The following is a 24,004-nucleotide window of genomic DNA, read 5'->3' on the forward strand; positions in this document are numbered from 1 at the left end:
CTACAGTTCTAGGAAAGGTGCGGCGTAGCGAAATTCGCCCGTGATCGCCGGGTCGTAGCGAGCAAGTGTGCGGACCTGGAAATGCGACGACCACTCGGGGTCCGGCGGTGTGATTCCGACGTCGGCTGCAGGCACGAAACCGAAGCGCGGGTAGTAGTCGAGGTGGCCGAGCAGACCGACGAGCGGAACGTCGAGAGCATCTGCTGCGCCGAGCACCGCGTGCATCAGCGCGGCACCGATTCCTGCGCCCTGCACGTCGCTTGCTACGCCGATCGGACCGAGCGCTGCGACCCTGTGGTTGCCGACGGTGGCGTGGGTGAGAAGAACGTGGCCGACGACGTCGCCGTCGACATCGGCGACCATCGACAGTTCGGGAATCCAGCTCGGGTCGGCACGGAGTTGCGTGACGAGAGTGGCTTCGGCTGGTTCTCCGCCGTCGGGAGTGACGAAAGCACTGCGATGAACGGCGGCTATGGCGTCGGTGTCGGCGAAGGTTTCGCGGCGAATCAGCACACCGCGCAGTCTGCTCGTTGTCGGCAGGTCCAGGCAACTCGAAAGGACCGCGCACAGTATGTGACAGGCTCATCGGCATGTCCGATGCAAAGTCCGGCGGAATCGCCGGTGCACTGACCCGCGCGAGCGTTGCCGCCATGATCGATCACACCCTGCTCAAGCCCGAAGCGACGACGGTCGACGTTGCAGCACTTGTCGCCGAGGCTCAGGAGCTGGGTGTCCTTGCGGTGTGTGTGTCGCCGTCGATGCTGCCGATCAAGGCAGAGAGCTTGCTCGTCGCCGCGGTCGCAGGCTTTCCGTCCGGCAAACATCACTCCCTTGTGAAGGCTGCCGAGGCGCGTCTTGCGGTCGAACTCGGAGCGGTCGAGATCGACATGGTGATCGATGTCGGCGCTGCTGTTGCCGGCGATTTCGGCGCTGTACTCACCGATGTGCTCACCGTTCGCGAAGCCGTCGAACCGAGCACGGTACTCAAGGTGATCATCGAATCAGCCGCATTGACCGACCAGGCGATCGTCGGATCATGCAGGGCCGCAGTGCGAGCGGGAGCGAACTTCGTCAAGACCTCCACCGGTTTTCATCCCGCGGGCGGGGCAAGCGTTCACGCCGTGCGGCTGATGGCAGAGACCGTTGGCACGCACGCAGGTGTCAAAGCGAGCGGTGGCATTCGGACGGCCGAGGCTGCCCGTCAGCTGATCGAAGCCGGCGCGACGAGGCTCGGTCTGTCGGCCTCGCGCGCCGTGCTCGATGGTTTTCCCGCCTAGCGCAGCGGTCTCCCGATCAGCTCAGCGGTCTCCCGTTCAGCTCAGTACGCCGCAGCTGTCGGCACCCGACTGCGGCGGTGGCATCACGAACTTCTCGCCGGCTAGGGACATGTGGATACCCTCGTCGGTGACCTCCAGCGACTTCGGCTTCATGCCGAGCGGGTAGGCCTGCAGGCTGTCGGAGATCACTTTGACCACACCGTCGACGAGATCGGTCGGCAGTCCGATCCCGAGGACCTGCGCCTGCATGGTGTCCACCTGAACCACGTCGCCGACGATGCGGGGCTTGACGGTCAGGGTCGCGAGTCCACCTGGTCCGACCGCGAAGAGCAGCGTGCCGTCGCTTTCGCTCGAGCGGACACCGGAGATCAGACCACCCATCAACTGCTCGGACATGGTCGTCTGGATTCCCGCCGTCGGCCATTCGATGTCGGCGGACGAACTGCCGATCGTTCCGCTGCTCTGCGCCGATTCGGAGACGACCACGTCGTTCACCCGGGCGTGGACCTCCATGTCCTTCGCAGGTCCGAAGGCGGAATCGTCGCTGTCGACGGTCACGTAGGGGACCTTCTTGTCGATCAGTTGCAGCAGCATCGGTTTGACGCTGAGCCCGATGTCCACCTGCGTGCCGAGTTGGCTTTCGAACTGTTGGGACATGCATTTCTTCGCGGTGTGCCGCGCGATGACCTCACCTGCGATCAGTGCGGCAACCAACGCGGCGACTACCAACGTCGATATCAGTACGGCCTTGTTTCGCATCAGCCGATTCTCCACGAACTTTCTTACCCAACTCTGTGAAGACTGTGTGCTGGGTTTGTGACGGGCGACACAAGCTGGGCGATCGCCGCAGTTGTCGCGCATTCGTGGCAGGGTTGCGCACATGATGAGCAAGGCCGAGGAACCGCGCACCGGCATTGCGCTCCCATCGACATTCCGCGGTCGAAGTTCGACGGAGTTTGCGCGGGCCGTGCTCGCCGACGCCGTTCGTTCCTACGACGCGGATCTGGCGCAGGCCATCGAGTCCTCCCGGCAATGGCGGTCGCAGTACCCGGGTGCGTTCCGGGCGTTGACGGCGTTGAGTGCATCGTCGCCGACCTGTGCGGTCGGCATAGCCGGTGCGGGTCTGCGCCGAGCCAACGCCCTCGCCCGGTATCTAGCGGGCGACGGCACGGACACTGTGCTCGCCGACGACGCGTGGCGAGCCGAAACCACGACGTTCACCTCGCAGGTCGTTCGCGGGTCAGCCGAGCCGGTCACCGAATTGCGGGTCCCGTTCGGCGATACCGTCCTCAGCGGCGCAGCGTTGCGCGCGAAACTGGTCGACTGGCGTAACCGTGGAATCGTCGAGCCGAGCTTCGTCGCGGCGCTCGAACGCGTCGTCGACAATCCGAAGTGGCTCGCGTTGCCCGGGCATCAGGTCGTCGTTGTGGGTGCGGACTCCGAAATGGGTCCGTACTCGATGCTCACGCAGTGGGGTGCAGACGTGCTTGCCGTCGATCTACCGGACGCTGCACGGTGGAACTCGATCACTGCGCGGGCAGAGGCCGGTGCGGGATCGGTGACGTATCCGTTCGGTCCAGCAGGCGCGGGTGCGGATGTGCGTCGAGACTTCGGCGGGTTGCTCGAGTGGATCTACGCCAACACCAGCAAGCGCAAGAAGCTGGTCTTCGGCATGTACGCCTACGCGGACGGTCGGGCACATGTCGAGGTGACACTGGCGACCGACCTCATCGCGGCCGACCTGCTCGCCAACCGAAGCAACGTGACGCTCGCGTATCTGGCGACCCCGACCGACTGCTACGCGGTCAAGGCCGACGTGATGGCCGAGGCGCGGCGTCGCTGGGCGAGCAGAGGTGCGAAAGGTCCGCTGGAGGATGTTCTTCGCTTCACGTCGCGGTCGGCGTTGTTTCGGCCGAACTATCTCGACGAGGTCGTCGACTTCGAAGGTAATCACTGGGGCCTCGCGGATACGCAGATCCGCATTCAAGGGCCGAATTATGCTCTGGCAAAACGACTTCAACGGTGGCGAGGCATCGTGACGCGCGCCTCGGGCGCGAACGTGTCGTTCAACGTTGCGCCCGCATCGTGGACGGAATCGGTCACCAAGAATCAATTCCTCGCGAGCGCCTATCACGGTGCGAAGAGGTTCGGGGTCGAGATCTTCGAGCCGCAGACTGCGTCGGCGCTGCTCGCAGCGAAGCTGGTGCACGACGTGTTCGTCCCCGCTGCGGTCGATGCGAAGGACAACCCTGTCGAACTGTTCTACGAAGGTGCCGCTCACGGCGGTCTATGGCGCCTGCCGTTCGAGCCGGGGTCGGCGTTGGGCCTTGCGACGGCGGTCGGCGCCTTGAGCAATCGGCCGCGATTTCTGGAGAGGCGGCTCCGCCGCTCGTGAGTCCTTTTGGTGGTCAGGCCCTCCTTGGGTTCATGCGGTCGACGCAACATCGCTGATCATTGAGGGGTGTTGACGAAGATGCTTGGTGTTGGACGGTGGCCGTGGATCGAGAGTGCGGTTCGGTATCGATTCTGGGATTTGCGGGGTTCGGGGGTGTCGGTACCCGACGCTGCCAGTTCCGTCGGTGTCGGTGTCACGACCGCGCAGAAATGGGTACGGGAGCACGGTGGTGTGCGTCCACGACCACCGAGCCCACCCTCGGGGCGCTATCTCAGCGTCGCAGAGCGTGAAGTGATCTATGAGATGCGGATCGCCGGTGCGACGATGCGGGCCATCGCTGCGGTGTTGGGCCGGGCGCCGTCGACGGTCAGTCGCGAGCTCAAACGCAACAGCGACTACCTGGCGAAGTATCGTCCGCATGCTGCGGAGCGGGCAGCGCGGTTGCGGGCTCGCCGCCCCAAGCCGGCCAAACTGGCCGTCAACGCTGCACTGCGCGAACAGGTGCAGAAACTGTTGACAGACAAGTTGTCCCCGGAGCAGATCTCGGCCACTCTGAAGCAGACCTATCCGGACTGCTCGGAGATGCACGTGTCCTACGAAACGATCTACCAGTCGCTGTATGTGCAGGCCCGGGGTGGCCTCAAACGTGAACTGGTGCAGCATCTTCGGACCGGGCGTGCGCTGCGCAAGGTGCAGCGTCGCAGCGATGAGCGGCGCGGGCGGATTCCGGACATGGTCAACATTTCCCAGCGGCCGGCCGAGGTCGCTGATCGCGCGGTGCCCGGGCATTGGGAGGGTGACCTGATCATCGGCAAGAACAACGGGTCCGCGATCGGGACGCTGGTGGAACGGACAACGCGGTTCGTCATGCTGTTGCCGTTGCAGGACGGGTTCGACGCGATCGCGGTGCGTGATGCGATGATCGCCGCCGTCGCAGAGTTGCCTGCGGCGTTGAAGAAGTCCGTGACCTGGGATCCAGGACGGGAAATGTCGCGTCACGCCGAGATCACCATGGCCACAGCGATGCAGGTGTACTTCTGCGATCCGCACAGCCCGTGGCAGCGGGGCACCAACGAAAACACCAACGGATTGCTGCGTCAGTACTTCCCGAAAGGCACAACGCTGTCCGTGCACTCGGTCGAGCGCTTGCGTGAGGTGGCTCTCCAACTCAACCAACGCCCACGCAAGACACTCGACTGGCAGACTCCACAGGAAAGACTCAACAAATTGCTAGATGTTGCGTCCACCGCGTGAATTCGCCCTCCGAAAAGACGCACGAGCGGCGAAGCCGCCTAGGTTCCGCCCGGCGTGACGATGCCGCGATCGAATGCGTAGACAATCGCTGCCGCTCTGTCTCTGAGACCGAGTTTCAGAAAGATATGGCCCACGTGGCTTTTCACCGTTACTCCGGAAATGCCTAATTCCCAAGCTATTTCGGCGTTGCTGCGACCACGGCCGATGAGGGTGAGTACGTCGCGCTCGCGGGCGGTCAGCTCGTTGGCGCCGTCGGCCCGATACGTGGCCGCTGGCGCCGATGCTCGGTATGCCGTCAGAACTCGCGACGTCACTGCCGGGTCGAGATAGGAATCCCCGCTCGCGACCGAGCGAACGGCGCGAATCAGATCCTCGGCAGCGGAATCCTTGAGAACGAATCCGGCTGCGCCGGCGCGAAGTGCACCGGACAGGAGTCTGTCGTCGTCGAAGGTGGTCAGCACCAAGACGGGTGGGGGTTTGTCCTCGGTCTGCAACTGACGCGTTGCTTCGATGCCGTCGACCTTTTTCATCCGAAGGTCCATAACCACTACGTCGGGGGCGAAGGTTCGCACTGCGTGGGGAACATCCTCGCCGTCAACGCATTCGGCGACGATGACAAACCCGTCCTTGCGGCGAAGGATGCGGCGCAGCCCGGACCGCACCAGTTCCTGGTCGTCGACGAGGAGCACCTTGATATCGGTTTCGCTCACTGCCGCCCCACGAGCCCGATCGGACAGTGAGCGTCGCTGACCATAAGCGGCAGTACCGCGTGTACAGCCCATTTGGTTCCGTCCGGGCCTGCGGTCAGTGTCCCTCCGAGCAGTTCGGCTCGCCGACGCATGCCGTCGATACCGGACCCGCCTGTGGATTCGACTGTTGCACAGCGGGTGTTGACGATCGACAACTCGACCGTCTCCTGTTCGATCCTCAGTTCGACACCGGTACGCGAACCGGGGGAATGTTTGGCGACATTGGCAAGCGACTCCTGCGCGATGCGGTAGACGCCGAGACCTGTCGCCGCAGTGACGAGTTCGAAATTTCCGCAGCGTTCGTATCCGACAGGCAGTCCCGCTCGCCGAAAATCGGCGATCAAGTCGTCGATATCGTCGAGGTCGGGCTCCGGTGCGGTGGTGGACGGTCCCATGTCGAGCAGCCCGACGGTCCGCCGGATATCGGTCATGGCCTGCCGGCCGATCCGCTCCGCGTCGGTGAGCGCCTCGATTGCGTCGTCGATGTCGCGGTCCTGCTGCAACGCTCGTCGCGCGCCTGTTACGTGCAGAAGTGTGATGCTCAACGAGTGGGCGACGACGTCATGCACCTCGCGGGCGATGCGCCTGCGCTCGTCACCTGCGGCTTCGGCTGCACGGCTGGCGTGCGTCGCGCGTTCTTGGTGAAGGAGGCGGAGTTGGGTAAGCATCATGCAGCCGACCAGCCAGGCGAACAGCACCCCGGCGATGTAGAGGCGCTCGACCTGGGAGCTGAGATCGGACAATATGAGCGTCACGACGGCGGCCGCGGTAGCGGGAAGGCTGACCCGCCAACTCGACGTCGCTGCCACCGCAATGGTCATCGTGATGAGAACGATCGGCGTGAAGTCCACCTCGACCGAATGGCGCATAAGCAAGTACGACGCAACAACATTGACGGTCACGAAAACAAGATGCGAGTTCCAGCCGAGGACCACCGACAGTACACATTCGGTGACGATGGCCAACCCCGCCAAGACGACGATATGGAACGGAAGTAAGGCATGGCGCTGGCCTACCGCGCAGATGGCGGCGCCGCACAAAGTCAGCGGCACCAGCCACACGTATTGGCGCGGATAGTCGTAGCCGCGGGCGGAGAGAGTTGCCGACAGTCGATCTGTCACGCGCATTGGTCCAGCGTAGAGGGCCACCCCCGTCTTTCGCATCGTGCCAGGAGTGGTCGTGACGTCCTACCTGGGTAGGAGGGAAAGTCCCGACTCGGGCACGGCGAGGCGACGGTGATTTCTCCGTAGCGTTTCAAGCATCGGTTCCGAAACGGGAAGGTGGGGACGATGACTTGGTCGGATGTGCACGCACGCACGTTCATTATCGAAACGGTGTTGGAGCGCGCTCGGCGCAATCCTGAGCACGGCTTGCAACTCGACGGACTCCTCGAGGTGGAACGGTTGTTCGGCGGCGCGGGCGGAGTATTGCTTGCGCTGCAACACCGTTGGAACACACACCTTGCGGTGAAACTCGACTTTGCGATCGAGAAAGGCGCTCCGACGCAGTCGGGGTGGGACGAATTGGCAGCCGAACAGCCGACACTGCGCGCGCTGCTCGACGCCTACTCGAGGCGGTCGCTTGCACTGCGCAGCGCCCGGCGCAGTGAGCAACTGATGATCGCCGAACATGCGACGGGCCGCCGGCCTGATGGCAATCCGGTACTGCGTCTCACAAAAACCATTGCCTGACAGGGAGATTGAAATGAGTAGTTCGATCGAGACCCCCGCACACGACGACGTCGCGGACGCGGACCGCGACAAGTACACGAAGCTGCTGGCTCGGCTCAGCGGCCTGTCTGTTACCCATCACTTCGATGCCTACGGCGATATCGATTGGGATGCTGCAGATTTCGCGATCGATCGTGCCGACCCACGCTGGGAACTGCCGGCCTACAACCCGATCACAGAGACGGACTGGTATCGCGCGCTGCCAGCACGAACCAAGGCAAGCTTCGGACTGGACTCCATCGCGTCGGCAATGAAGCTCGGGTTGGAGTTCGAACGGGTGCTCAAGCAGGGACTGCTGGAGTTCGCCGGCGCACTGCCCAACGGGGCACCGGAGTTCCGGTACGCATATCACGAGGTCATCGAGGAAGCACAGCACTCGCTGATGTTCCAGGAGTTCGTCAACCGGAGTGGCTTCGATGCAGCCGGGCTGACGCCGTCGGACCGTTTCGGAGCACGATTCATCAAAGAACTCGGCCGGGTGTTTCCGCCGATGTTGTTCATTTTCGTTCTAGGTGGAGAAGAACCCGTCGACTACCTGCAGCGCAAAGTACTGCGCAGCGGACGCGAGCTACATCCGCTGTTCGAGAGGGTCATGCGCATTCATGTGACGGAGGAAGCGCGTCATGTGTCGTTTGCGAACAGCTACCTGCGGACCAGCGTGGCCAACCTGAGTTGGTTCGGGCGACTTCCGCTTGCAGTCGGCGCGCCGATCATCCTTGCGGTCATGGCGCAGAAGATGATGAAGCCCTCGCCGCAGCTCATCAAGAATTACGACATCCCTCGCTCGGTCATCCTGGAGGCGTACGACAAGAACCCCACTCATCGAGCGGAAACGATTGCTTCGATTCGCCGCGTTCGCAGGCTCTGCGACGACATGGGCCTTGTGACGCCGCGTTATCGCTGGTTGTGGCGGCGTGTGGGCCTCGACTCGTGAGTCCTTTCGGAGGTAGGGCCCTCCGGAAGGACGCACGAGCGGCGAAGCCGCCTGAGTAAATTCAGGCGACAACCGAGCGGGTCAGGCGTACGGTTCGGAACCGAAACATGCTGCGCCGGTGCGTAGGCGGGGGTTACTTCCCACTGTTGATGGTTCAGTCGGTTCGACTCCGGCCGGGTCCGCATCGGACCCGAATTACCTCCACCGATTCGATCTCGGCGCAACATGTTTCGCCTACTTGCCACGAGAGGAGGAACAGATATGAGCAAGTTCAACGTCAAGGGTCTGCGCAGCAAAGTTGTTCGCAGCATGATCCGTTCGGAGCCGACGCCGTCCACGCTCACGAGCGAGGGCGCACCCGGCTACCTGCGCGACGCCAAGAGCGAGCTGTTCCTACTCGCAGTGACGAACATGGTCGGCGAGTCGACGTTCTACGAGGCTGGGGCCGAACGGGATTCGCGATACGTCGCGCTCGTTCGCGAACTCGCCGTCAGCGACCCCGAGTGGACCGCCCGACTGATCGCTTGGCTGCGAAACGGTGCGCAACTTCGGTCCGCCGCGCTCGTCGCCGCCGCCGAATTCGTGGCGGGCCGACTGCAGGCGGGCCTTCATGGCGGTAACCGCGAGGTTGTGGCGGCAGTGCTGCAGCGGGCGGATGAGCCGGGCGAGCTTCTCGGCTATTGGCTTGGTACACATGGCCGTTCGGTGCCGAAGCCCGTCAAGCGCGGCATCGGTGACGGTGTTCGGCGCCTGTACACGGAGCGTGCACTGCTCAAGTGGGATTCCGCAGCACGGGATATCCGCTTCGGCGACGTCATCGAACTGACCCACCCTGCTCCGACAACGGACCGTCAAGGTGATCTGTTCGCCTACGCAATCGGTCGGCGCCACGGTCGTGGCGAGCTTCCCGCGTCGCTGTCGGTGCTGCAGGCCCGGCAGTCGGTGGCAGTGCTCCCGAATCATGCTGCGGTACTGCAGAATCCGGAGCTGCTCGCGGCGAGCGGTATGACCTGGGAGGCGTTGTCGAGCTCGGTCGGCCCGATGGACGCACAGGCGTGGGAGGCGATCATCCCGTCGATGGGGTACATGGCTCTGCTACGGAATCTGCGCAACTTCGACGACGCCGGTGTGGCGGATTCTGTTGCGGCGCACGTCGCTGCACGACTGGCCGATCCGGACGAGGTTGCGCGTTCGCGGCAGCTGCCCATGAGATATCTGGCGGCGTACCGCGCGGCTCCGTCGCTGCGCTGGGCCCATGCGCTGGAAACCGCTCTGGGCCATTCGCTTTCGCGGGTGCCGGTCCTGCCGGGTCGGACACTTGTGCTGGTCGATCGCTCGGGTTCGATGTTCTGGAGCCCGCTTTCGCAGCGGTCGACCGTGACGAGGGCAGACGGTGCCGCGGTGTTCGGTGCGGCACTGGCCGTTCGAGCCGAACGTGCCGACCTGGTCGAGTTCGGTTCGACGAGTTCGAGGGTCGACTTCCGTCGTGGCGAGTCGGTTCTTCGCATCGTCGATCGGTTCGGCGACCTCGGTGGTACGGCGACCGCTCACGCGCTGCGCAAGCACTACAGGGGTCACGACCGCGTCGTGCTCGTGACCGATGAGCAGGCGTGGGAGGACAGGGCAGGTCAGGTGAACGATGCCGTGCCGCACACAGTTCCGATGTACACCTGGAACGTCGCAGGCTGTCGCGCCGGACACGCACCGTCGGGTGCGGCGAATCGGCACACGTTCGGCGGCCTGACCGATGCTGGTTTCGAGCTGATCGAACTGATCGAGCGTGGCCGCAACGGCAACTGGCCCTTTTGAGGCGCTCCGCGCCTCGTGAGTCTTTTCGGCGGGCCCGACCGCCGAAAAGACTCACAAGCAGCGAAGCTGCCTACCACTGGCAGGGGTAGGCACAACTGGGCGTGGTTACTCCGTCGAGGTTCTTCCAAGCTGAACTCGGGCCCCAGATCGGGGCTGACGTCGAGAGGAAGCACCATGACAACTGCAACCAACGACCTGGCGGTCGAGAATCTGACCCGCCTGGTCGACGACTACTTGAGCGGCTGGAACGAGGTGGACTCGGTCGAGCGCGAGGAGATCCTCGTGCGCTGCTGGGCGCCCGACGCGGCACTCGTCGACCCGCCGCTCGACGGCAGAGGGCACGCCGGGATCGATGCTCTGATCCAGGCGCTGCAGGAGCACTACCCCGATCACCGCTTCGTGCGGTCGGGGGAGATCGACGCCCACCACGATGCGTTTCGCTTTCCGTGGCGCCTGGTCGGGCCGAACGGCGAAGCAGCGCTGACCGGCGTCGACTACGGGTTGGTCGGCGACGACGGTCGGCTGACCCGCGTCACCGGATTCTTCGATCCGGCGGCCGGAGCAGGCCAGTGACAAGCGTCGCGGATCGTTCCGATTCCCGCATCGACCTGGGATCGATCCGCTTCTGGCTCGCTGCCGATGCTGCGATCACCGGTGCCAACGCCCTGATCTACCTGGCCGCCGCACCTGTGATCGTGGACCTGATGGGCTCGCAGACCTCGGATGTGCGGGCTATCGGCGGTTTCCTCCTGGCGTTCGCTGCGTTGGTTGCGCTGCTGGCGGCGCGCACGGCAAGCTCACGCTTCGGTGTACGGGTGATCATCGCTGTCAACGCAGTGTGGGTGCTCGCCTCTCTCGCCGTCGCCGTCGGTGGTGGCCTCGGGCTCACCACACTCGGCACGGTCTGGGTGGTGGCGCAAGCCGGTGTCGTCGGAGTGCTCGCGGTGCAGCAGTACCGCACGGGAGAACGACCCCGCTGATGTGTGTCCCCACGGCTCCCATGCCTTCTGGCACTTCCCAGACGGTGGGGGAGCCGTGGCACAGTGGCGCGATGGGGTCATCTGCAGGCGACATCGCGCTCGGAGAATTCCTCCGATCGCGGCGCAACCTGCGCCAACCCGACGACGTCGACGTACCGACCTACGGCAGGCGGCGGGTGCCGGGACTGCGCCGTGAGGAGGTCGCGTTCCTGGCTGGCGTCAGCGCGTCGTATTACACGCGGATCGAGCAGGGCACCGCAGGAGCCGTGTCGGGTGCGATTCTGCGCTCGGTCGCCGCGGCACTCGGGCTGACCGACGAGGAGCAGGCCCAGATCTACCGACTTGCGCAGGTCAGCCCGGACCACCCGCAGCCGGGCCGACCGGAGGAATTGCTCCCGAGTCTGGCCGCGGTGATACGACACCTCGACGGCGTCCCGGTCGGCGTGCTCGGGCGGAGCATGCGTGTGCTTGCCTGGAACCGGCTGGCGCACAGGGTGTTCGCCCCGCACCGCGCCTTCGAGGAGCCGTGGTCCTCCGTCGGCCTGAACTGGGCGCGGGTCCTGCTACTCGACGACGAGAGCCGCGCGCTCTACGCCGACTGGCCGCTTGTCACCGAGGACATCGTGGGGCGGCTACGTGCGGCGGCCTCCCGCAGGCCGACCGATCCCGAGATCACGGCGGTCGTCGCGGACCTCACCCGGCAGAGTCCCCGCTTCGCCGAGCTCTGGTCGAGCCACCCGACGCGCGAGCGTCCGCTGGGTGGGACCACTTTGAACCATCCGACGCTGGGCAGGCTCGACCTGTGCGACACCGTCCTTCGCTCCGTCGAGGACGAGGACCAGGTCATGATCGTGTTTCACTGCACACCGGGCAGCGCCACCGAAAGCGCTCTGCGTCAGGCGTCCCGACCTGACTGAGGTGCGGGACGCCTGACGCAGTTGGATCGGTCAGTCGACGAACTGGTCGGCGAAGTCGCCGACCGGCGGGATGGGCGTGATCACGTCGACGAGGACCCCGTCCGGCCCGGCCACGATGAAGTGACGCTGACCGAAGTCCTCGTCGCGCAAGCTGAGCACGATCTCGATGCCCGGCCGTCCTGCGAGTTCGAAGTGAACCTCATCGACGTCGTCGACCTCGAGATTGAGCAGCACTCCGGCTGCGGTCCGTCCGCGATACGCCTCGGGAATCGTGGGGTGGTCGGGGTCGAGTAGCGCGAGTTCGTGCTGACCCCGGGCGAGGCTGACGTACCAGTCGGCCTCGAATGTCGTTTCGTAGCCGAAGTTTTCGCGGTAGAAGCGTGCCGCCGCTGCGACGTCCGCTGTCATCAAGACCGCGTAGCTGCTCACGAGCTTGCTCATCGGATCACCTCACGGCCGTCGGAGGAAAGGGCGAATGCCCCGACCTCTGGCTCGCCGCGGCGTACCACCTCGGCCTCCAACGCGACGATGCCGCCGGGAAGTGTCTCCGCTGCCGTGATCTCGAGACCGGCGGCGGCACCCGGCTGGGTGAACAGGCGTTTGCCCTGCCCGACGACCACCGGGAACTGCAGCATCCGATAGGTGTCGACCAAGCCGGCTTCGTGCAGCGATCGGATCAGGGTTGCACTGCCGTGGACCTGCAGTTCGCCGCCGGACTGCTCCTTGAGCCGTCCGACCTCCGTGACCAGGTCGCCGGACAGGACCGTCGACCCTGCCCAACCGGGATCGGTCAACGTGCTGCTGAGAACGTACTTGGGGTGTGTGCGGTAGACGGCTGCCACCGCGTCGTCCGGGTCGGTCACATCCGGCCAGTAGCTGCGCATCAGCTCGAAGGTCTTGCGGCCCAACAGAAACGCGTCGAGACGGGCAAACCACGAGTCGACGACCCTGCCCCAGTGTTCCGGATCGAACGGCACCAACCAGCCGCCTCGGGTGAAGCCGTCGCTCGGATCCTCTTCGGGGGCACCAGGTCCCTGGATGACGCCATCCAGGCTGACGAAGGTGTGGACGGTGAGTTTCATGTGTGCTCCTTGCGTGTCGGTTCTCCAGGACGCTAGGCGCGCGGGTGTGGTCGGCGTACGTGCCTGCGGTCACTGCTGCAGTCCGTTACTTCCGGCACCCGCGGCGATTCGGGTGGATTTCTATGATCGAACGATGAGGGAACCGAAGGCCGGGCGCCGCACGGCGTACGCCCTGCTGGCCTGCACCTTGGTGGCGGGCATCGTCGTGCTGCTGGAGGCGGTACTGACCGACCTGCCCGGGCCGGCCCTACCGGTGTGGTGGTGGGTGTCCTACGCCGTCCTGCTCGTCGTGCAATTGATCGCGACGGGACTCGTTCAGCCGCCTGCTCGGCTGCCGTCGGCCGTCTGGCTCACGGCCCTTGTCGCGCTCGCGCTCGGTACGTTCCTGCTCTACCCGGACCACGGACTGACCGCGGCGCTTCTCGTGGTCTCGGCGGCGACCGTTGCTCGGCATGCCTCGACTCGCGCCGTGGTCGGGGTGATCCTGCTGCAGTCCGTTGCGGCCGTCGTCGCCATCGCCATGATCGGCTGGCCGATCGTGGACGTGGTCGCAGGGGCATTCGTCTATCCCGGCTTTCAGGCCTTCGGCGCTCTCGTCGTCCACGCTGCCCGCCGCGAGACCGAGGCGCGGCACGAGTTGGCCGAGACACACGCCGAATTGCGGTCGACCATGGCGTTGTTGGAGACCGCGAGCCGGGATGCCGAGCGGATGCGTATCGCGCGCGATCTCCACGACGTCGTCGGGCATCAGTTGACGGCGCTGGCGCTCGAGCTGGAGGTTGCCTCGCATCTCGTCGAGGACCGCGCGAGCGAGCACGTCGTCCGCGGGCGCTCGATCGCGAAGCAACTTCTCGAGGACGTTCGGGCGGCGGTCGCGCAGATGCGCCAGGGACCCGAGGACCTGCGGCCGATGTTGGCCGAACTTTCGCAGAACGTTCCTGGGCTCGACGTGTCGGTGCAGGTCGACGCGTCCGTGCAGGTGGAGGGTGAGTACGCGCAGGCCATCGTGCGGTGTACGCAGGAGGCGATCACCAACACCCTGCGTCATGGTGGCGCGACCCGCCTCGATGTCACGGTCGGCTCCGACGAGAAGGGCACGTTCGTGCACGCAGTCGACGACGGACGCGGAATCCCTCGCGTGGTTCCCGGGCACGGGCTGACGGGCATGCGAGAGCGGATCGAAGCGCTCGGCGGGACCCTGAACGTGTCGTCGAGCCCGGGCAACGGCTTCGCCATCGAAGGCCGACTGCCTCGAGTGCTCGAATGACCGCGGCCATCCGGGTGCTCCTTGTCGACGACCAGACGTTGGTCCGGCAGGGTATTCGCAGCTTGCTTGCGCTGACCGACGAGGTCGACGTCGTGGGCGAGGGTGCCGACGGCGACGAGGCGTTGGACCTATTGGCCCGTGTCGACGTCGACGTCGTGCTGCTCGACCTGCGGATGCCCGGCCGCGACGGCATCGCAACCTTGCACGCGATGGCCGAGCGTGGGCATACGACGCCGGTGCTGGTGTTGACGACCTTCGACGACGACGAACTGGTGCTCGCGTCGCTACGCGCGGGCGCGAAGGGCTACCTGCTCAAAGACGTGACGCTGGAGCAACTCGTCAGTGGCGTCCGCTGTCTGGCCGCGGGCGGCACACTGCTGCAACCCGCTGTTACCGAGCGGCTGCTGCGCGCCATGACCGACCGCAGCTTCAACATCGGCGGAGCAGTGACTCCCGAGCCGCTGACCCCGCGCGAACTGGACGTCCTGCGGCTGGCCGCTGCGGGCTGGTCGAACCGCGAGATCGCCAAGGGCCTGCATCTTGCCGAGGGCACCGTGAAGAACCACATGTCGAGCGTTCTGCTCAAACTCGGTGTGCGGGACCGCACCCGGGCCGTGCTGCATGCCCTGGAGAGCGGCCTGTTCGACTAGGGCGCTCCGCGCCTCGTGAGTCTTTTCGGTGGGCGGGCCCACCGAAAAGACTCACGAGCGGCGTAGCCGCCTGCTAGAACCAGGCGTCCGACATATCCAAGGTAGTGCGGTCGAGGCTCGCGAGCAGATCGAGTTGCGGGGCCGTTTTCGGCAGTTCGTAGCGATAGAAGTACCGACCAGCCTGTCGTTTGCCGTCGTAGAAATCGCCGGTCTTCCCGTCGGCCGCCACGAGCTGTTCCAGCCAGATCCACGCCACGACAACGTGACCGAATGCCTCGAGATAGATCGAACTGTTCGCCATGGCGGCTTCGATGTCGCCGCCCGCGAACATCTCCGCGGTCACGGCAAGCAGCCGCTGCGACGTCGCCTGCAGAGCCACCCCGAGTTCCGCGAGCTCGCCACCGCGCTCCGTTGCCGCAGCCACGGTCCCGGACAACGCGCCACCGAAAGCCAGCAGGCTCGCGCCACCATTCTGAACTGCCTTGCGCCCCAACAGATCCATACCTTGGATGCCATGGGTGCCTTCGTGAATGGGATTGAGCCGGTTGTCTCGGTAGTGCTGTTCGACGTCGTATTCCCGGGTGTAGCCGTAGCCACCGTGTACCTGGATCGCCAAGCTGTTCGCTTCGAGGCACCACTGCGACGGCCAGCTCTTCGCGACCGGCGTAAGAATATCGAGCAATGCTGTTGCCCCGGAACGCTCGTCGTCGGATTCGGCGGTGTGCTGCAGGTCGACCAGACGCGAGCAATAGAGGTTCAACGCCAATGCGCCCTCGACATAGGACTTCTGTGCCAACAACATTCGCTTCACATCCGCGTGACCGATGATGGGAACCTGTGCGGCACTTGGATCCTTGCTCAGCGGCGAGCGGCCCTGCTCCCGAGCGCGGGCGTACTCGAGCGACTTCAGGTACCCCGTGTAACCGAGACTTGTTGCGCACAAACCGACTCCGAGGCGAGCCTCGTTCATCATGTGGAACATGTACGCCAGTCCGCGATGCTGCTCGCCGACCAAGTAGCCGACCGCTCCTGCCGCACCGCCGGGTGTGTACCTACCCTCGCCGAAGTTGAGGACCGTATTGGTGGTGCCGCGAAAGCCCATCTTGTGATTGAGTCCGGCGAGGACGACGTCGTTACGTTCGCCGATCGAGCCGTCGGGGTGCACCAGAAAGCGGGGAACGACGAACAGCGAGATGCCCTTCGTACCCGCCGGACCGCCGGGGATCTTCGCAAGCACCAGGTGGACGATGTTCTCGGTCAGTTCGTGATCACCACCCGAGATCCACATCTTGTTGCCGAACACGCGGTAGGTGCCGTCGTCGCGAGGCTCGGCGCGTGTGACGATGTCGGCCAGCGAGGACCCCGCCTGCGTTTCCGACAGGCACATCGTGCCGAAGAACCGACCGTCGAGCATTGGGCGAACGTAGGTATCGATCAGCTCGTCCGATGCATGTGCCACAAGGAGATTGGCGTTGCCGAGCGTGAGGAACGGATAGCCGGACGTGCCCACGTTTGCCGCCTGGAACCAGGCGAAGCACGCTGTTCCGACAGTGAAAGGCAACTGCGCCCCGCCGAACCTGTTGTCGAACGTCATACCGAGCAGATCGGCCTTCGCGAAGGCGTCGAGTGCGGTTGCAACTTCGGGAATGATCGTCACGCGATCACCGTCGAAGGTCGGTTCGTTGGCGTCGTTCAGCTTGTTGTGTGGTGCGAAATACTTTGTCGCGACCTGTTCGCAGAGATCGAGGACCCCATCGAAAGTCTCGCGTGAGTGGTCGGCGAATCGCTCCCTCGCCGTAAGTCCCTCGACGTCCAGCCATTCGTAGAGCAGGAAGTCGAGATCGCGTCGCGACAGCAGTGTCGAGCGCATACGTTCACCTTTCACCGTGGGTCTCTTCGAAGGTTAGGCGCAACGGCGTCCCACGGGACGGTCAGCACGTTGTCGCGCATCCGCCTGCGATACAGCGTGACCGGAACGCCCGCCGAATACAGCAGTTCCAGCGCGGACCGCCACCGCACGCGCGGCCCGAACGGTGCGACCGCTGCCGCGGAAGCCCAGGCACGGTCTGCGGCGGCGAGCAGCTCGTGGACCTGCTCACCGGGAATGTTGCGATGGATCAACGCTTTCGGGAGTCGCTCGGCGATGTCGGACGGTCGCTCGACGGCGAACGGATCCCATGCGAGGGTGAGCGAGACCGGGCCGTCGGTGTCGAGCAGAATCCACGAACACCGACGACCGATCTCGTCGCAGGTGCCGTCGACGATCAGGCCCGACGGAGCCAGACCGGATCGCAGCCTCGCCCACGCAGCCTCGACCGACTCTTCGGGGTACTGACGAAGAACGTTGAAGGCGCGCACCAGAACCGGTCGCAGGCCCGCAAGTTCGAAACCGCCACGGGCGAAGGTGACACCGTCCTGTCCTTGGACGACGCGACCGGGGTCTATTTCGAGGCCGACAACACGGACATCGGCCCGGACGGTCCGGAGTCGTTCGGCAAGTTCGAGCGTGGTGACCGGACTTGCGCCGTAACCGAGATCGACCACCAACGGGTCCTGCGCTGCGCACAGTACAGACCGAACCCGATCGTTGTGAACGAGCCAGCGATCGCTGCGGCGCAGTCGGTTGATCCCGGTGGTGCCGCGGGTGATCACCCCCTGCGGGGCAGGTGGGCGCATCGGATCAGGTCAGGACGCTGTGAGCTTGTCGAGCCAATCGACGGTCACTTCGGCTTCGCCGCGGAACAGGTCGATCACGTTGACGAGCATGAGTTGCTCGAGCTTCGGTCCGAATCCGGGGATGTATACCTTGGCCTCCGAGGAGGTCCGCAGTGTGCAGCCTGCCTCGGTCTCGAACAGTCGCATCGTGCCTGTGAGGCTGCCGGGACCTCCAGGAATCGACGCCGCGTACTGACCCGTCACCTCGGGGCCGAACGGCGAGAAGCTCTGCTTACGGGTGATGACCATGTCTTTGCGCATCACCGTCTGTGCGATCTCGGGCAGCAGTTCTCGCGGGAGGATGTGGTGGAACACGATGTCGATACCCGACGGTCCGACCTCGAAGCTCTCGATGTGATTCGGCGAGAACTCGCGCATCTTCTCGACGATCGCTTCCCAATAGTCACGGTTCGTCAATGCCGAATACACCTGCTCGGTGCTGTAGTGATACCGGGCGGAATAGTCGATTCGGCGGGCCATGGGCATTTAGATTACCGGGCCGCCGAACCCCGTTCGAACGAGCGTCCGCCCAACAGCGCGGTCAGGTTTGCTCCGACGTCCAATTTTCGGTGAACGCGTCTTCCTTCTCGTTGAGGCGCCGCAGCTGCTCTGCGATCGCCTCTTCGATCTTGCCGCCGAAGAACGGAATGTCGACCGTGACCGTGCCTTCGATGCGCAGCAGGGAACCGGTGCCGTCGGTCGTGAGCGTCAAAGTTCCGTAGATCTTGCCCGGTGCGCCTTCGGTTCGGACGGAGAATGTTCCCGTCGCCGAGCCGTTGCGTAGGGGTCCCCAGGACTCGGTGCGATCGATTCTGAGGTCGCCTGGGCGGATCCTCGTCACCATCGGCGGCAGATGTTTGGCTGCGATGCCCTGGATGAGGGTGACCGAGAACGTGTCCGAATCCGTGCGCGCTTCGACCAATTCCGCACCTGGGCCGCCGATCTCGGCAAGCCTGTCCTTCCAGTACTGCTCGGTGGTGAAAGCTGCGTGCAGAGCATCGACGGATTTCGTGTGCCGAGCGGAATGCTCGATGCGGTGTCCCATGCGCGGCACGCTACCGTTTGCAGTTGTGTTGAATCCACGCCTGCGTGCCGAACTCACTTCGGCGGGCGCTGTGCTGTCGGAGCAGGTCCCGCTCGCGGACCTCACGACGTTGCGCGTCGGCGGACCCGCGCGTGTTCTTGCCGAAGCGTCCACGACAGCGGCGTTGGTCGCAACGGTCCGCCTGCTCGATGCGGCAGGTATCCCGGTGCTGGTGCTTGCCGGTGGCTCCAACCTGCTGATTTCGGACGAGGGCTTCGACGGCGTCGTCGTGCGGGTTGCCAACGACGAGATTCGGATGGACGCAGCGAGCGTGTCGGTCGATGCGGGTGCCGAATGGGATCGGGTGGTCGCCGAGACCGTCGCCGCTGGTCTTGGCGGACTCGAATGTCTTTCCGGTATCCCCGGTTCCGCCGGTGCGACGCCGGTACAGAACGTCGGTGCCTATGGCGTCGAAATATCGTCGCTGCTGACGAGCGTCGACCTGCTCGATCGTGCGAGCGGCGACGTCCGAACCGTTGCTCCCGACGAACTCGGGCTCGCCTACCGGACCAGTGTGCTCAAGCATTCCGATCGTGCGGTCGTCCTGTCCGCGACGTTCGCGTTGCGCTCGGACGGGACGAGTGCGCCCCTGCGATTCGGCGAACTCGCTCGCGTCCTCACCGCAGACGAAGGTGAAACCCGCCCTGCGGCGCAGGTACGAGACGCGGTCCTCGGGCTCCGCCGCAGCAAGGGAATGGTCCTCGCGGCAGACGACAACGACACCTGGAGTGCCGGCTCGTTCTTCACCAATCCGGTTGTGGCAGAAGAGGACCTTTCGACCGTATTGTCCGCAATCGCCGACAGAGTGGGCGAGGTCACGGTGCCGCGTTTTCCCGCTCCCGATGGGGTGAAACTGTCCGCCGGGTGGCTGATCGAGCGCGCGGGATTCGCGAAGGGCTTCCCCGGCGTCGACGCTCCTGCTCGTTTGTCGACGAAACACACGCTTGCCTTGACGAATCGTGGTTCAGCACGGGCGTCGGACATCGTCGACTTGGCCCGAACGGTTCGCGCAGGGGTGCACGCGGCCTTCGGGGTGACACTCGAACCGGAGCCGGTGACCGTCGGCCTTTCGCTGTAGCCGGATCTCCTCGGTAGGGGAGAGCTCGCAGGTAACGTGGAGCGAGTGACTAGACGCAGTGCTCGGCAGATCTGGGGTAGAGCGTTCGCAATCGTGACGGCATTGCTCGCCACACTGGAGCTGCTTGTCGGCTGCAGCACCAAGTCGGACACCGAGCAGCCTCCCGAAGCCAAGGGTCCGCAGATCGTCTACGAACCCGCGGCCGATGCCGACGACGTCAGTCCGATCGCACCGGTTTCGGTGCGGGTCGAAGACGGCACGCTGCGCGACGTCACCCTGACGAACCCGGCAGGCAAGCCCGTCAAGGGCGCCCCGAGTGCCGACCTGACGACGTGGACTGTCGGCGAGCCGCTGGGCTACGGCGTGACCTACACCTGGTCGGGCACCGCGGTCGGCGAGGAGAACAAGACAGCGCCCATCGAGGGCAGCTTCACGACTCTGACGCCGGATTCGCGGACCTCGGCGAACATTCAGATCGCCGACGGTCAAGAGGTCGGCATAGCGGCGTCGATCATCGTGCAGTTCGATGCGCACGTCGAGGACAAAGCCGCGGTCGAGAAGGCGTTGACGGTGAATACCGATCCGCCGACCGTGGGCTCGTGGGCATGGTTGCCCGACGACAACGGCTCGCGCGCACACTGGCGCCCGCAGAACTACTGGGTGCCTGGCACCGAGGTCAGCCTCGACGCGAAGCTCTACGGCGTGAACTACGGCGACGGCGCCTACGGCGATTCCGACATCACGTCGAACTTCTCGATCGGCCGCAGTCAGATCGTCAAGGCCAGTGCGCCGAGCCACCGCATGCAGGTGATTCGTGACGGCGAGGTCGTCTTCGACTTCGCGGTCAGCTACGGCGAAGGCAACGAAGACCGCAACGTCACTCGCAGCGGTGTGCACGTCGTCAGCGAAAAACACGAAGATTTTCTGATGTCGAATCCGCCGTTCTACGAGAACGTTCGCGAACGCTGGGCAGTTCGTATCTCGAACAACGGCGAGTTCATCCACGCCAATCCGGAGACGACCGGAGTGCAGGGTTCGTCCAACGTCACCAACGGCTGCATCAACCTGTCACCGGAGGACGCTGCGGCGTACTTCCCGACCGCGCTGTACGGCGATCCGGTCGAGGTGACGGGAACTCGGATCGACCTGTCGGCGGCGGACGGCGACATCTACGACTGGACCATCGACTGGGAGACCTGGAAGTCGCTGTCGGCGCTTGCCGAGAAGCCTGGATCTCCGGTGTCCGCGACCGCGGTCAAGCCGGCGCCCATTCCGGCACAGCCGTCGACGCCCGGTCGCTGATCCGCGTTGTGACGTGGTAGAACTCACCTTCGCCTGCGCTGTTGCAGACTGCTACAGTTGATCGGAGGAGGTCACTGCCATGGCGACTACATCACCGACACGGATCGACAACGAGCTCTACGCGTCCGCGAAACTTGTTGGCGGAGTGATGAGCCGCAGCGCCGCTCAGCAAATAGCGCACTGGGCGCGGATCGGCCGCGAACTCGAATCGTCACACAGCGTCTCGCACAGCACCATCGCCGACGTTCTTGCCGGCCGCAGAGAATACGACGCGCTTACCGAGCGTGAGCAGGCAGTGGTCCGCGCGGAATGGACCGAACGAATCGGTGCCCGCCGAGAAGAGCTGAACCTCGCCGACGAGTTCTCCAGCGCTGGACGCTCGTACGTCGAACTCGACGCAGACGGCAACGTCGTCCACCATCCCCGTGCCGACGAGTCGGGCAGGGCTTGAGCCCTGACCCTGTCCTGCACACCATCGCGGGACCCAACGGTGCCGGGAAAACCACCTTCTACAACCGTGTGCTCGGACCAGCCACTCGATTGCCGTTCATCAACGCCGACGTCATCGCGGCGCAGCGGTGGCCGGAGCACGCCGCTGAGCACTCTTACGATGCCGCGAGGATTGCCGCCGAAGAGCGTGCGCAGCAGATAGCCGACCGGCGCTCGTTCGTCGCCGAGACCGTGTTTTCCCACGAGTCGAAACTCGAGCTGCTCCGCGACGCGAACGCGGCGGGTTTTCACGTCAGCGTCCACATCGTGCTGATACCGGAGCAATTGGCGGTCGCCCGCGTTGTCGACCGGGTAGCGAACGGCGGCCACTTCGTCCCCGAAGACAAAATTCGAGAACGCTTCGGTCGGCTGTGGGGACTGCTCGCGATCGCGATAGCCATGGTCGACCAGGCCTACGTCTACGACAACACAACCGCGGCCAACCCCTTTCGGCTGGTCGCGAGCTTCGCCGACGGCCGCCCAACCCATATGCCCGTGTGGCCGAAGTGGACGCCCGCCGAGCTGCGTGGCTGAGCCGGTCAACTCCGCCGATTGAACCTGCCTGCACCTGCCTGGTCGCGCGGTTGCACAACGATCTGATCGAGGTTCACGTGCGACGGTCGCGATGCGGCGAACGACACGATCTCGGCGATGTCGCTCGCGACAAGGGGATCGATACCCCGATACACCGCGGCGGCCTTGTCCTCGTCGCCGTCGAATCGGACGAGGGAGAACTCGGTTTCGACGGCACCCGGCGCAATCTCGGTGAGCCGCACAGGTTTTCCGAGTAGCTCCCCACGCAGGGTGCGATGCAGCAGGGCCTGCGCATGTTTGGCCGAGGTGTAGCCAGCCCCGTTGTCGTAGGAGACGAGCGCGGCGATCGACGTGATCGTCACGATCAGACCGTTGCCCGATTCGATCAGCTTCGGCAGCAACGCCTTCGTGATCCGCAACGTGCCGAGGACGTTGGTTTCCCACATCCACCGCCAGTCGTCGAGATCGGCGTCTGCAACCGAGGCGACGCCCTTGGCGCCGCCCGCGTTGTTGACCAACACGTCGACCCGGGGAATCACGGCGGTGAACGCCGCGACGGAGTCTTCGTCGGTGACGTCCAACTGCAGTGCCGTTGCGCCGATCTCGGCTGCGAGCTCTTCGAGTCGATCGACGCGTCGGGCTCCGATCACGACGTCGAAGCCGTCCGCCGCGAGAGCGCGCGCGGTGGCTGCGCCGATCCCAGAACTTGCTCCGGTGACGACTGCTGTGCGGTTCGTAGTCATGGTCGCGATCGTAATGCGAGGCGTCCTCGGTCCTCGCTACTCAGCCCTCGATCACCGAGTAGTGCTCGGCGTCGCCGGTGATGGACCGACTACGTTCGCCGTGTACGTCGACAGGTACGTCGCCTGCGAGAGTGATGCGGTTGAGGCGTCGGTACTGGTCGTCGTAGTCGGCAACCGCGTAGTGCTGGGTTGCCCTGTTGTCCCAGATCGCGACGTCTCCCACCGTCCAGTTCCAGCGGGTCGTGAACTCCAGTGTCGTTACGCGGTCCTGCAGGAGCGAGAAGATCGCCTGTGATTCCTTCGAGCCGAGACCGACGAACTGCTTGACGAAGTGGCCGAGCAACAGTGTGCGCTCGCCGGTTTCGGGATGTATGCGCACGACGGGGTGGACCGTCTCGAAGTAGGTCGATTCGAATTCCGCTCGGTACTCCCGCGTCTTCTCGTCGGCGGCAGTGCGAGCCGATGCCGCGGCGTAGTCGTAGCGGTTCGTGTGTACTGCCCACAGGTTCTCGACAAGATGCTTGAGCGGTGTGGGCAGAGCCGCGTAGGCCGCGGTCGTCGACGCCCACGTCGTCGTTCCGCCGTACTCGGGCAGGGTGATTGCGCGGAGTATCGAGGCCTTCGGGATGCGATCGACGAACGTCACATCGGTGTGCCAACTGTTTGCCTTGCCGTATTCGGAATCGATCGCGAGGGTCTTCGTGCCGCGGGAAGTGACGGTCGGATGCGGTGTGGTCGGCGTGCCGAGCAGCTGCGCGAACTCGTATTGGGTGTCGTCGTCCAAGTGACCTTGATCGCGGAAGAACACGACCTTGTGCTCGAGAATCGCGTTGCGAACGAGCTCGACGGTTGCTGGATCCAGGTCGCCGCCGAGCCTGATTCCGTCGATGCGGGCGCCGATGTGGGCACCGAGTTTAACCACCGATGGTGTTGTTGGAGAGGATGTTTCCGCTGACGAGTAGACATCGATCGACACTGGGTGACCTTTCTGAAGGTTGTGCGCGTGCGCGGGCTG

General features: G+C 64.6%; 27 protein-coding genes. 15 read left to right on the forward strand and 12 right to left on the reverse strand.

Annotation, left to right across the window (positions count from 1 at the left end):
- Positions 1 to 513 (reverse strand): GNAT family N-acetyltransferase, encoded by a 513-nt coding sequence (locus JGU71_RS12655; RefSeq protein WP_199704451.1) that lies wholly within the window; start codon positions 511 to 513, stop codon positions 1 to 3.
- 77 nt (positions 514 to 590) lie between these two features.
- On the opposite strand from JGU71_RS12655, the gene deoC reads away from it, so the two are divergent.
- The gene (gene deoC / locus JGU71_RS12660; RefSeq protein WP_199704452.1) at positions 591 to 1,277 is read left to right on the forward strand and encodes a deoxyribose-phosphate aldolase; all 687 of its coding nucleotides are present in this window, start codon (positions 591 to 593) and stop codon (positions 1,275 to 1,277) included.
- A gap of 36 nt (positions 1,278 to 1,313) precedes the next feature.
- On the opposite strand, the gene JGU71_RS12665 is transcribed toward deoC, so the two are convergent.
- Positions 1,314 to 2,036 (reverse strand): LmeA family phospholipid-binding protein, encoded by a 723-nt coding sequence (locus JGU71_RS12665; RefSeq protein WP_199704453.1) that lies wholly within the window; start codon positions 2,034 to 2,036, stop codon positions 1,314 to 1,316.
- A 121-nt stretch (positions 2,037 to 2,157) separates the two neighbouring features.
- Here JGU71_RS12665 and JGU71_RS12670 point away from each other — a divergent pair, with 121 nt between their 5' ends.
- Positions 2,158 to 3,672 (forward strand): hypothetical protein, encoded by a 1,515-nt coding sequence (locus JGU71_RS12670; protein WP_199704454.1) that lies wholly within the window; start codon positions 2,158 to 2,160, stop codon positions 3,670 to 3,672.
- Between the two features lie 78 nt (positions 3,673 to 3,750).
- Positions 3,751 to 4,926: an IS30 family transposase gene (locus JGU71_RS12675; protein WP_233529169.1), complete on the forward strand. Its 1,176-nt coding sequence runs from the start codon at positions 3,751 to 3,753 to the stop codon at positions 4,924 to 4,926.
- Positions 4,927 to 4,964: 38 nt separating this feature from the next.
- On the opposite strand, the gene JGU71_RS12680 is transcribed toward JGU71_RS12675, so the two are convergent.
- Positions 4,965 to 5,615, reverse strand: coding sequence for a response regulator (locus tag JGU71_RS12680; protein WP_372433165.1), 651 nt, complete (start codon positions 5,613 to 5,615; stop codon positions 4,965 to 4,967).
- 17 nt (positions 5,616 to 5,632) lie between these two features.
- Positions 5,633 to 6,802, reverse strand: coding sequence for a sensor histidine kinase (locus JGU71_RS12685; RefSeq protein WP_199704456.1), 1,170 nt, complete (start codon positions 6,800 to 6,802; stop codon positions 5,633 to 5,635).
- Positions 6,803 to 6,964: 162 nt separating this feature from the next.
- On the opposite strand from JGU71_RS12685, the gene JGU71_RS12690 reads away from it, so the two are divergent.
- From JGU71_RS12690 to JGU71_RS12715, 6 genes are all read left to right on the forward strand, one after another.
- Entirely contained in the window at positions 6,965 to 7,366 is a 402-nt protein-coding gene (locus JGU71_RS12690; RefSeq protein WP_199704457.1) for a hypothetical protein, read from the forward strand.
- Between the two features lie 13 nt (positions 7,367 to 7,379).
- Positions 7,380 to 8,339 (forward strand): AurF N-oxygenase family protein, encoded by a 960-nt coding sequence (locus tag JGU71_RS12695; protein WP_199704458.1) that lies wholly within the window; start codon positions 7,380 to 7,382, stop codon positions 8,337 to 8,339.
- Between the two features lie 261 nt (positions 8,340 to 8,600).
- Complete coding sequence (locus JGU71_RS12700; RefSeq protein WP_199704459.1) at positions 8,601 to 10,148, forward strand: TROVE domain-containing protein; 1,548 nt, start codon at positions 8,601 to 8,603, stop codon at positions 10,146 to 10,148.
- A gap of 174 nt (positions 10,149 to 10,322) precedes the next feature.
- Entirely contained in the window at positions 10,323 to 10,721 is a 399-nt protein-coding gene (locus JGU71_RS12705) for a nuclear transport factor 2-like protein (protein ID WP_199704460.1), read from the forward strand.
- Positions 10,718 to 11,128: a hypothetical protein gene (locus JGU71_RS12710; protein WP_199704461.1), complete on the forward strand. Its 411-nt coding sequence runs from the start codon at positions 10,718 to 10,720 to the stop codon at positions 11,126 to 11,128. Before JGU71_RS12705 ends, JGU71_RS12710 begins: the two co-directional genes overlap by 4 nt.
- A 71-nt stretch (positions 11,129 to 11,199) precedes the next feature.
- Complete coding sequence (locus tag JGU71_RS12715) at positions 11,200 to 12,045, forward strand: helix-turn-helix domain-containing protein (RefSeq protein ID WP_199704462.1); 846 nt, start codon at positions 11,200 to 11,202, stop codon at positions 12,043 to 12,045.
- 30 nt (positions 12,046 to 12,075) lie between these two features.
- On the opposite strand, the gene JGU71_RS12720 is transcribed toward JGU71_RS12715, so the two are convergent.
- The gene (locus JGU71_RS12720; protein ID WP_233529040.1) at positions 12,076 to 12,486 is read right to left on the reverse strand and encodes a VOC family protein; all 411 of its coding nucleotides are present in this window, start codon (positions 12,484 to 12,486) and stop codon (positions 12,076 to 12,078) included.
- Positions 12,483 to 13,127 carry a dihydrofolate reductase family protein gene (locus JGU71_RS12725; RefSeq protein ID WP_199704463.1) on the reverse strand — a complete coding sequence of 215 codons (645 nt, stop codon included), beginning with the start codon at positions 13,125 to 13,127 and terminating at the stop codon, positions 12,483 to 12,485. The genes JGU71_RS12720 and JGU71_RS12725 overlap by 4 nt, the downstream gene beginning before the upstream one ends.
- Positions 13,128 to 13,260: 133 nt before the next feature.
- On the opposite strand from JGU71_RS12725, the gene JGU71_RS12730 reads away from it, so the two are divergent.
- Both JGU71_RS12730 and JGU71_RS12735 read left to right on the forward strand, forming a co-directional pair.
- Positions 13,261 to 14,394 (forward strand): sensor histidine kinase, encoded by a 1,134-nt coding sequence (locus JGU71_RS12730; RefSeq protein ID WP_199704464.1) that lies wholly within the window; start codon positions 13,261 to 13,263, stop codon positions 14,392 to 14,394.
- A complete protein-coding gene (locus JGU71_RS12735) occupies positions 14,391 to 15,044 on the forward strand; it encodes a response regulator (protein WP_199704465.1) in 654 nt (217 codons plus the stop codon). The genes JGU71_RS12730 and JGU71_RS12735 overlap by 4 nt, the downstream gene beginning before the upstream one ends.
- A gap of 73 nt (positions 15,045 to 15,117) precedes the next feature.
- Here JGU71_RS12735 and JGU71_RS12740 read toward each other — a convergent pair whose 3' ends face one another.
- The 4 genes from JGU71_RS12740 to JGU71_RS12755 all read right to left on the reverse strand — a co-directional run bounded on the left by JGU71_RS12740 (position 15,118) and on the right by JGU71_RS12755 (position 18,804).
- A complete protein-coding gene (locus tag JGU71_RS12740) occupies positions 15,118 to 16,914 on the reverse strand; it encodes an acyl-CoA dehydrogenase (protein ID WP_199704466.1) in 1,797 nt (598 codons plus the stop codon).
- Between the two features lie 11 nt (positions 16,915 to 16,925).
- Positions 16,926 to 17,720, reverse strand: a complete 795-nt coding sequence (locus JGU71_RS12745) for a class I SAM-dependent methyltransferase (protein WP_199704467.1) — start codon at positions 17,718 to 17,720, stop codon at positions 16,926 to 16,928.
- 9 nt (positions 17,721 to 17,729) lie between these two features.
- Complete coding sequence (locus tag JGU71_RS12750) at positions 17,730 to 18,239, reverse strand: DUF2505 domain-containing protein (protein WP_199704468.1); 510 nt, start codon at positions 18,237 to 18,239, stop codon at positions 17,730 to 17,732.
- 61 nt (positions 18,240 to 18,300) lie between these two features.
- Entirely contained in the window at positions 18,301 to 18,804 is a 504-nt protein-coding gene (locus tag JGU71_RS12755) for a DUF2505 domain-containing protein (protein WP_199704469.1), read from the reverse strand.
- Here JGU71_RS12755 and JGU71_RS12760 point away from each other — a divergent pair.
- From JGU71_RS12760 to JGU71_RS12775, 4 genes are all read left to right on the forward strand, one after another.
- Positions 18,803 to 19,921: a UDP-N-acetylmuramate dehydrogenase gene (locus JGU71_RS12760; protein ID WP_199704470.1), complete on the forward strand. Its 1,119-nt coding sequence runs from the start codon at positions 18,803 to 18,805 to the stop codon at positions 19,919 to 19,921. The genes JGU71_RS12755 and JGU71_RS12760 overlap by 2 nt on opposite strands.
- 45 nt (positions 19,922 to 19,966) lie before the next feature.
- Complete coding sequence (locus JGU71_RS12765; protein WP_199704471.1) at positions 19,967 to 21,223, forward strand: L,D-transpeptidase; 1,257 nt, start codon at positions 19,967 to 19,969, stop codon at positions 21,221 to 21,223.
- Positions 21,224 to 21,302: 79 nt separating this feature from the next.
- The gene (locus JGU71_RS12770) at positions 21,303 to 21,674 is read left to right on the forward strand and encodes a TA system antitoxin ParD family protein (protein WP_233529041.1); all 372 of its coding nucleotides are present in this window, start codon (positions 21,303 to 21,305) and stop codon (positions 21,672 to 21,674) included.
- On the forward strand, positions 21,671 to 22,246 hold the full coding sequence (locus JGU71_RS12775) for an ATPase (protein ID WP_233529042.1): 576 nt from the start codon (positions 21,671 to 21,673) through the stop codon (positions 22,244 to 22,246). The genes JGU71_RS12770 and JGU71_RS12775 overlap by 4 nt, the downstream gene beginning before the upstream one ends.
- Positions 22,247 to 22,251: 5 nt before the next feature.
- Here JGU71_RS12775 and JGU71_RS12780 read toward each other — a convergent pair whose 3' ends face one another.
- Entirely contained in the window at positions 22,252 to 22,989 is a 738-nt protein-coding gene (locus JGU71_RS12780) for an SDR family NAD(P)-dependent oxidoreductase (protein ID WP_199704473.1), read from the reverse strand.
- 40 nt (positions 22,990 to 23,029) lie between these two features.
- A complete protein-coding gene (locus JGU71_RS12785) occupies positions 23,030 to 23,911 on the reverse strand; it encodes a TauD/TfdA dioxygenase family protein (RefSeq protein WP_372433159.1) in 882 nt (293 codons plus the stop codon).
- Between the last annotated feature and the right edge of the window lie 93 nt (positions 23,912 to 24,004).

Source organism: Antrihabitans stalagmiti, assembly GCF_016482825.1.
Taxonomy (GTDB): domain Bacteria; phylum Actinomycetota; class Actinomycetes; order Mycobacteriales; family Mycobacteriaceae; genus Antrihabitans; species Antrihabitans stalagmiti.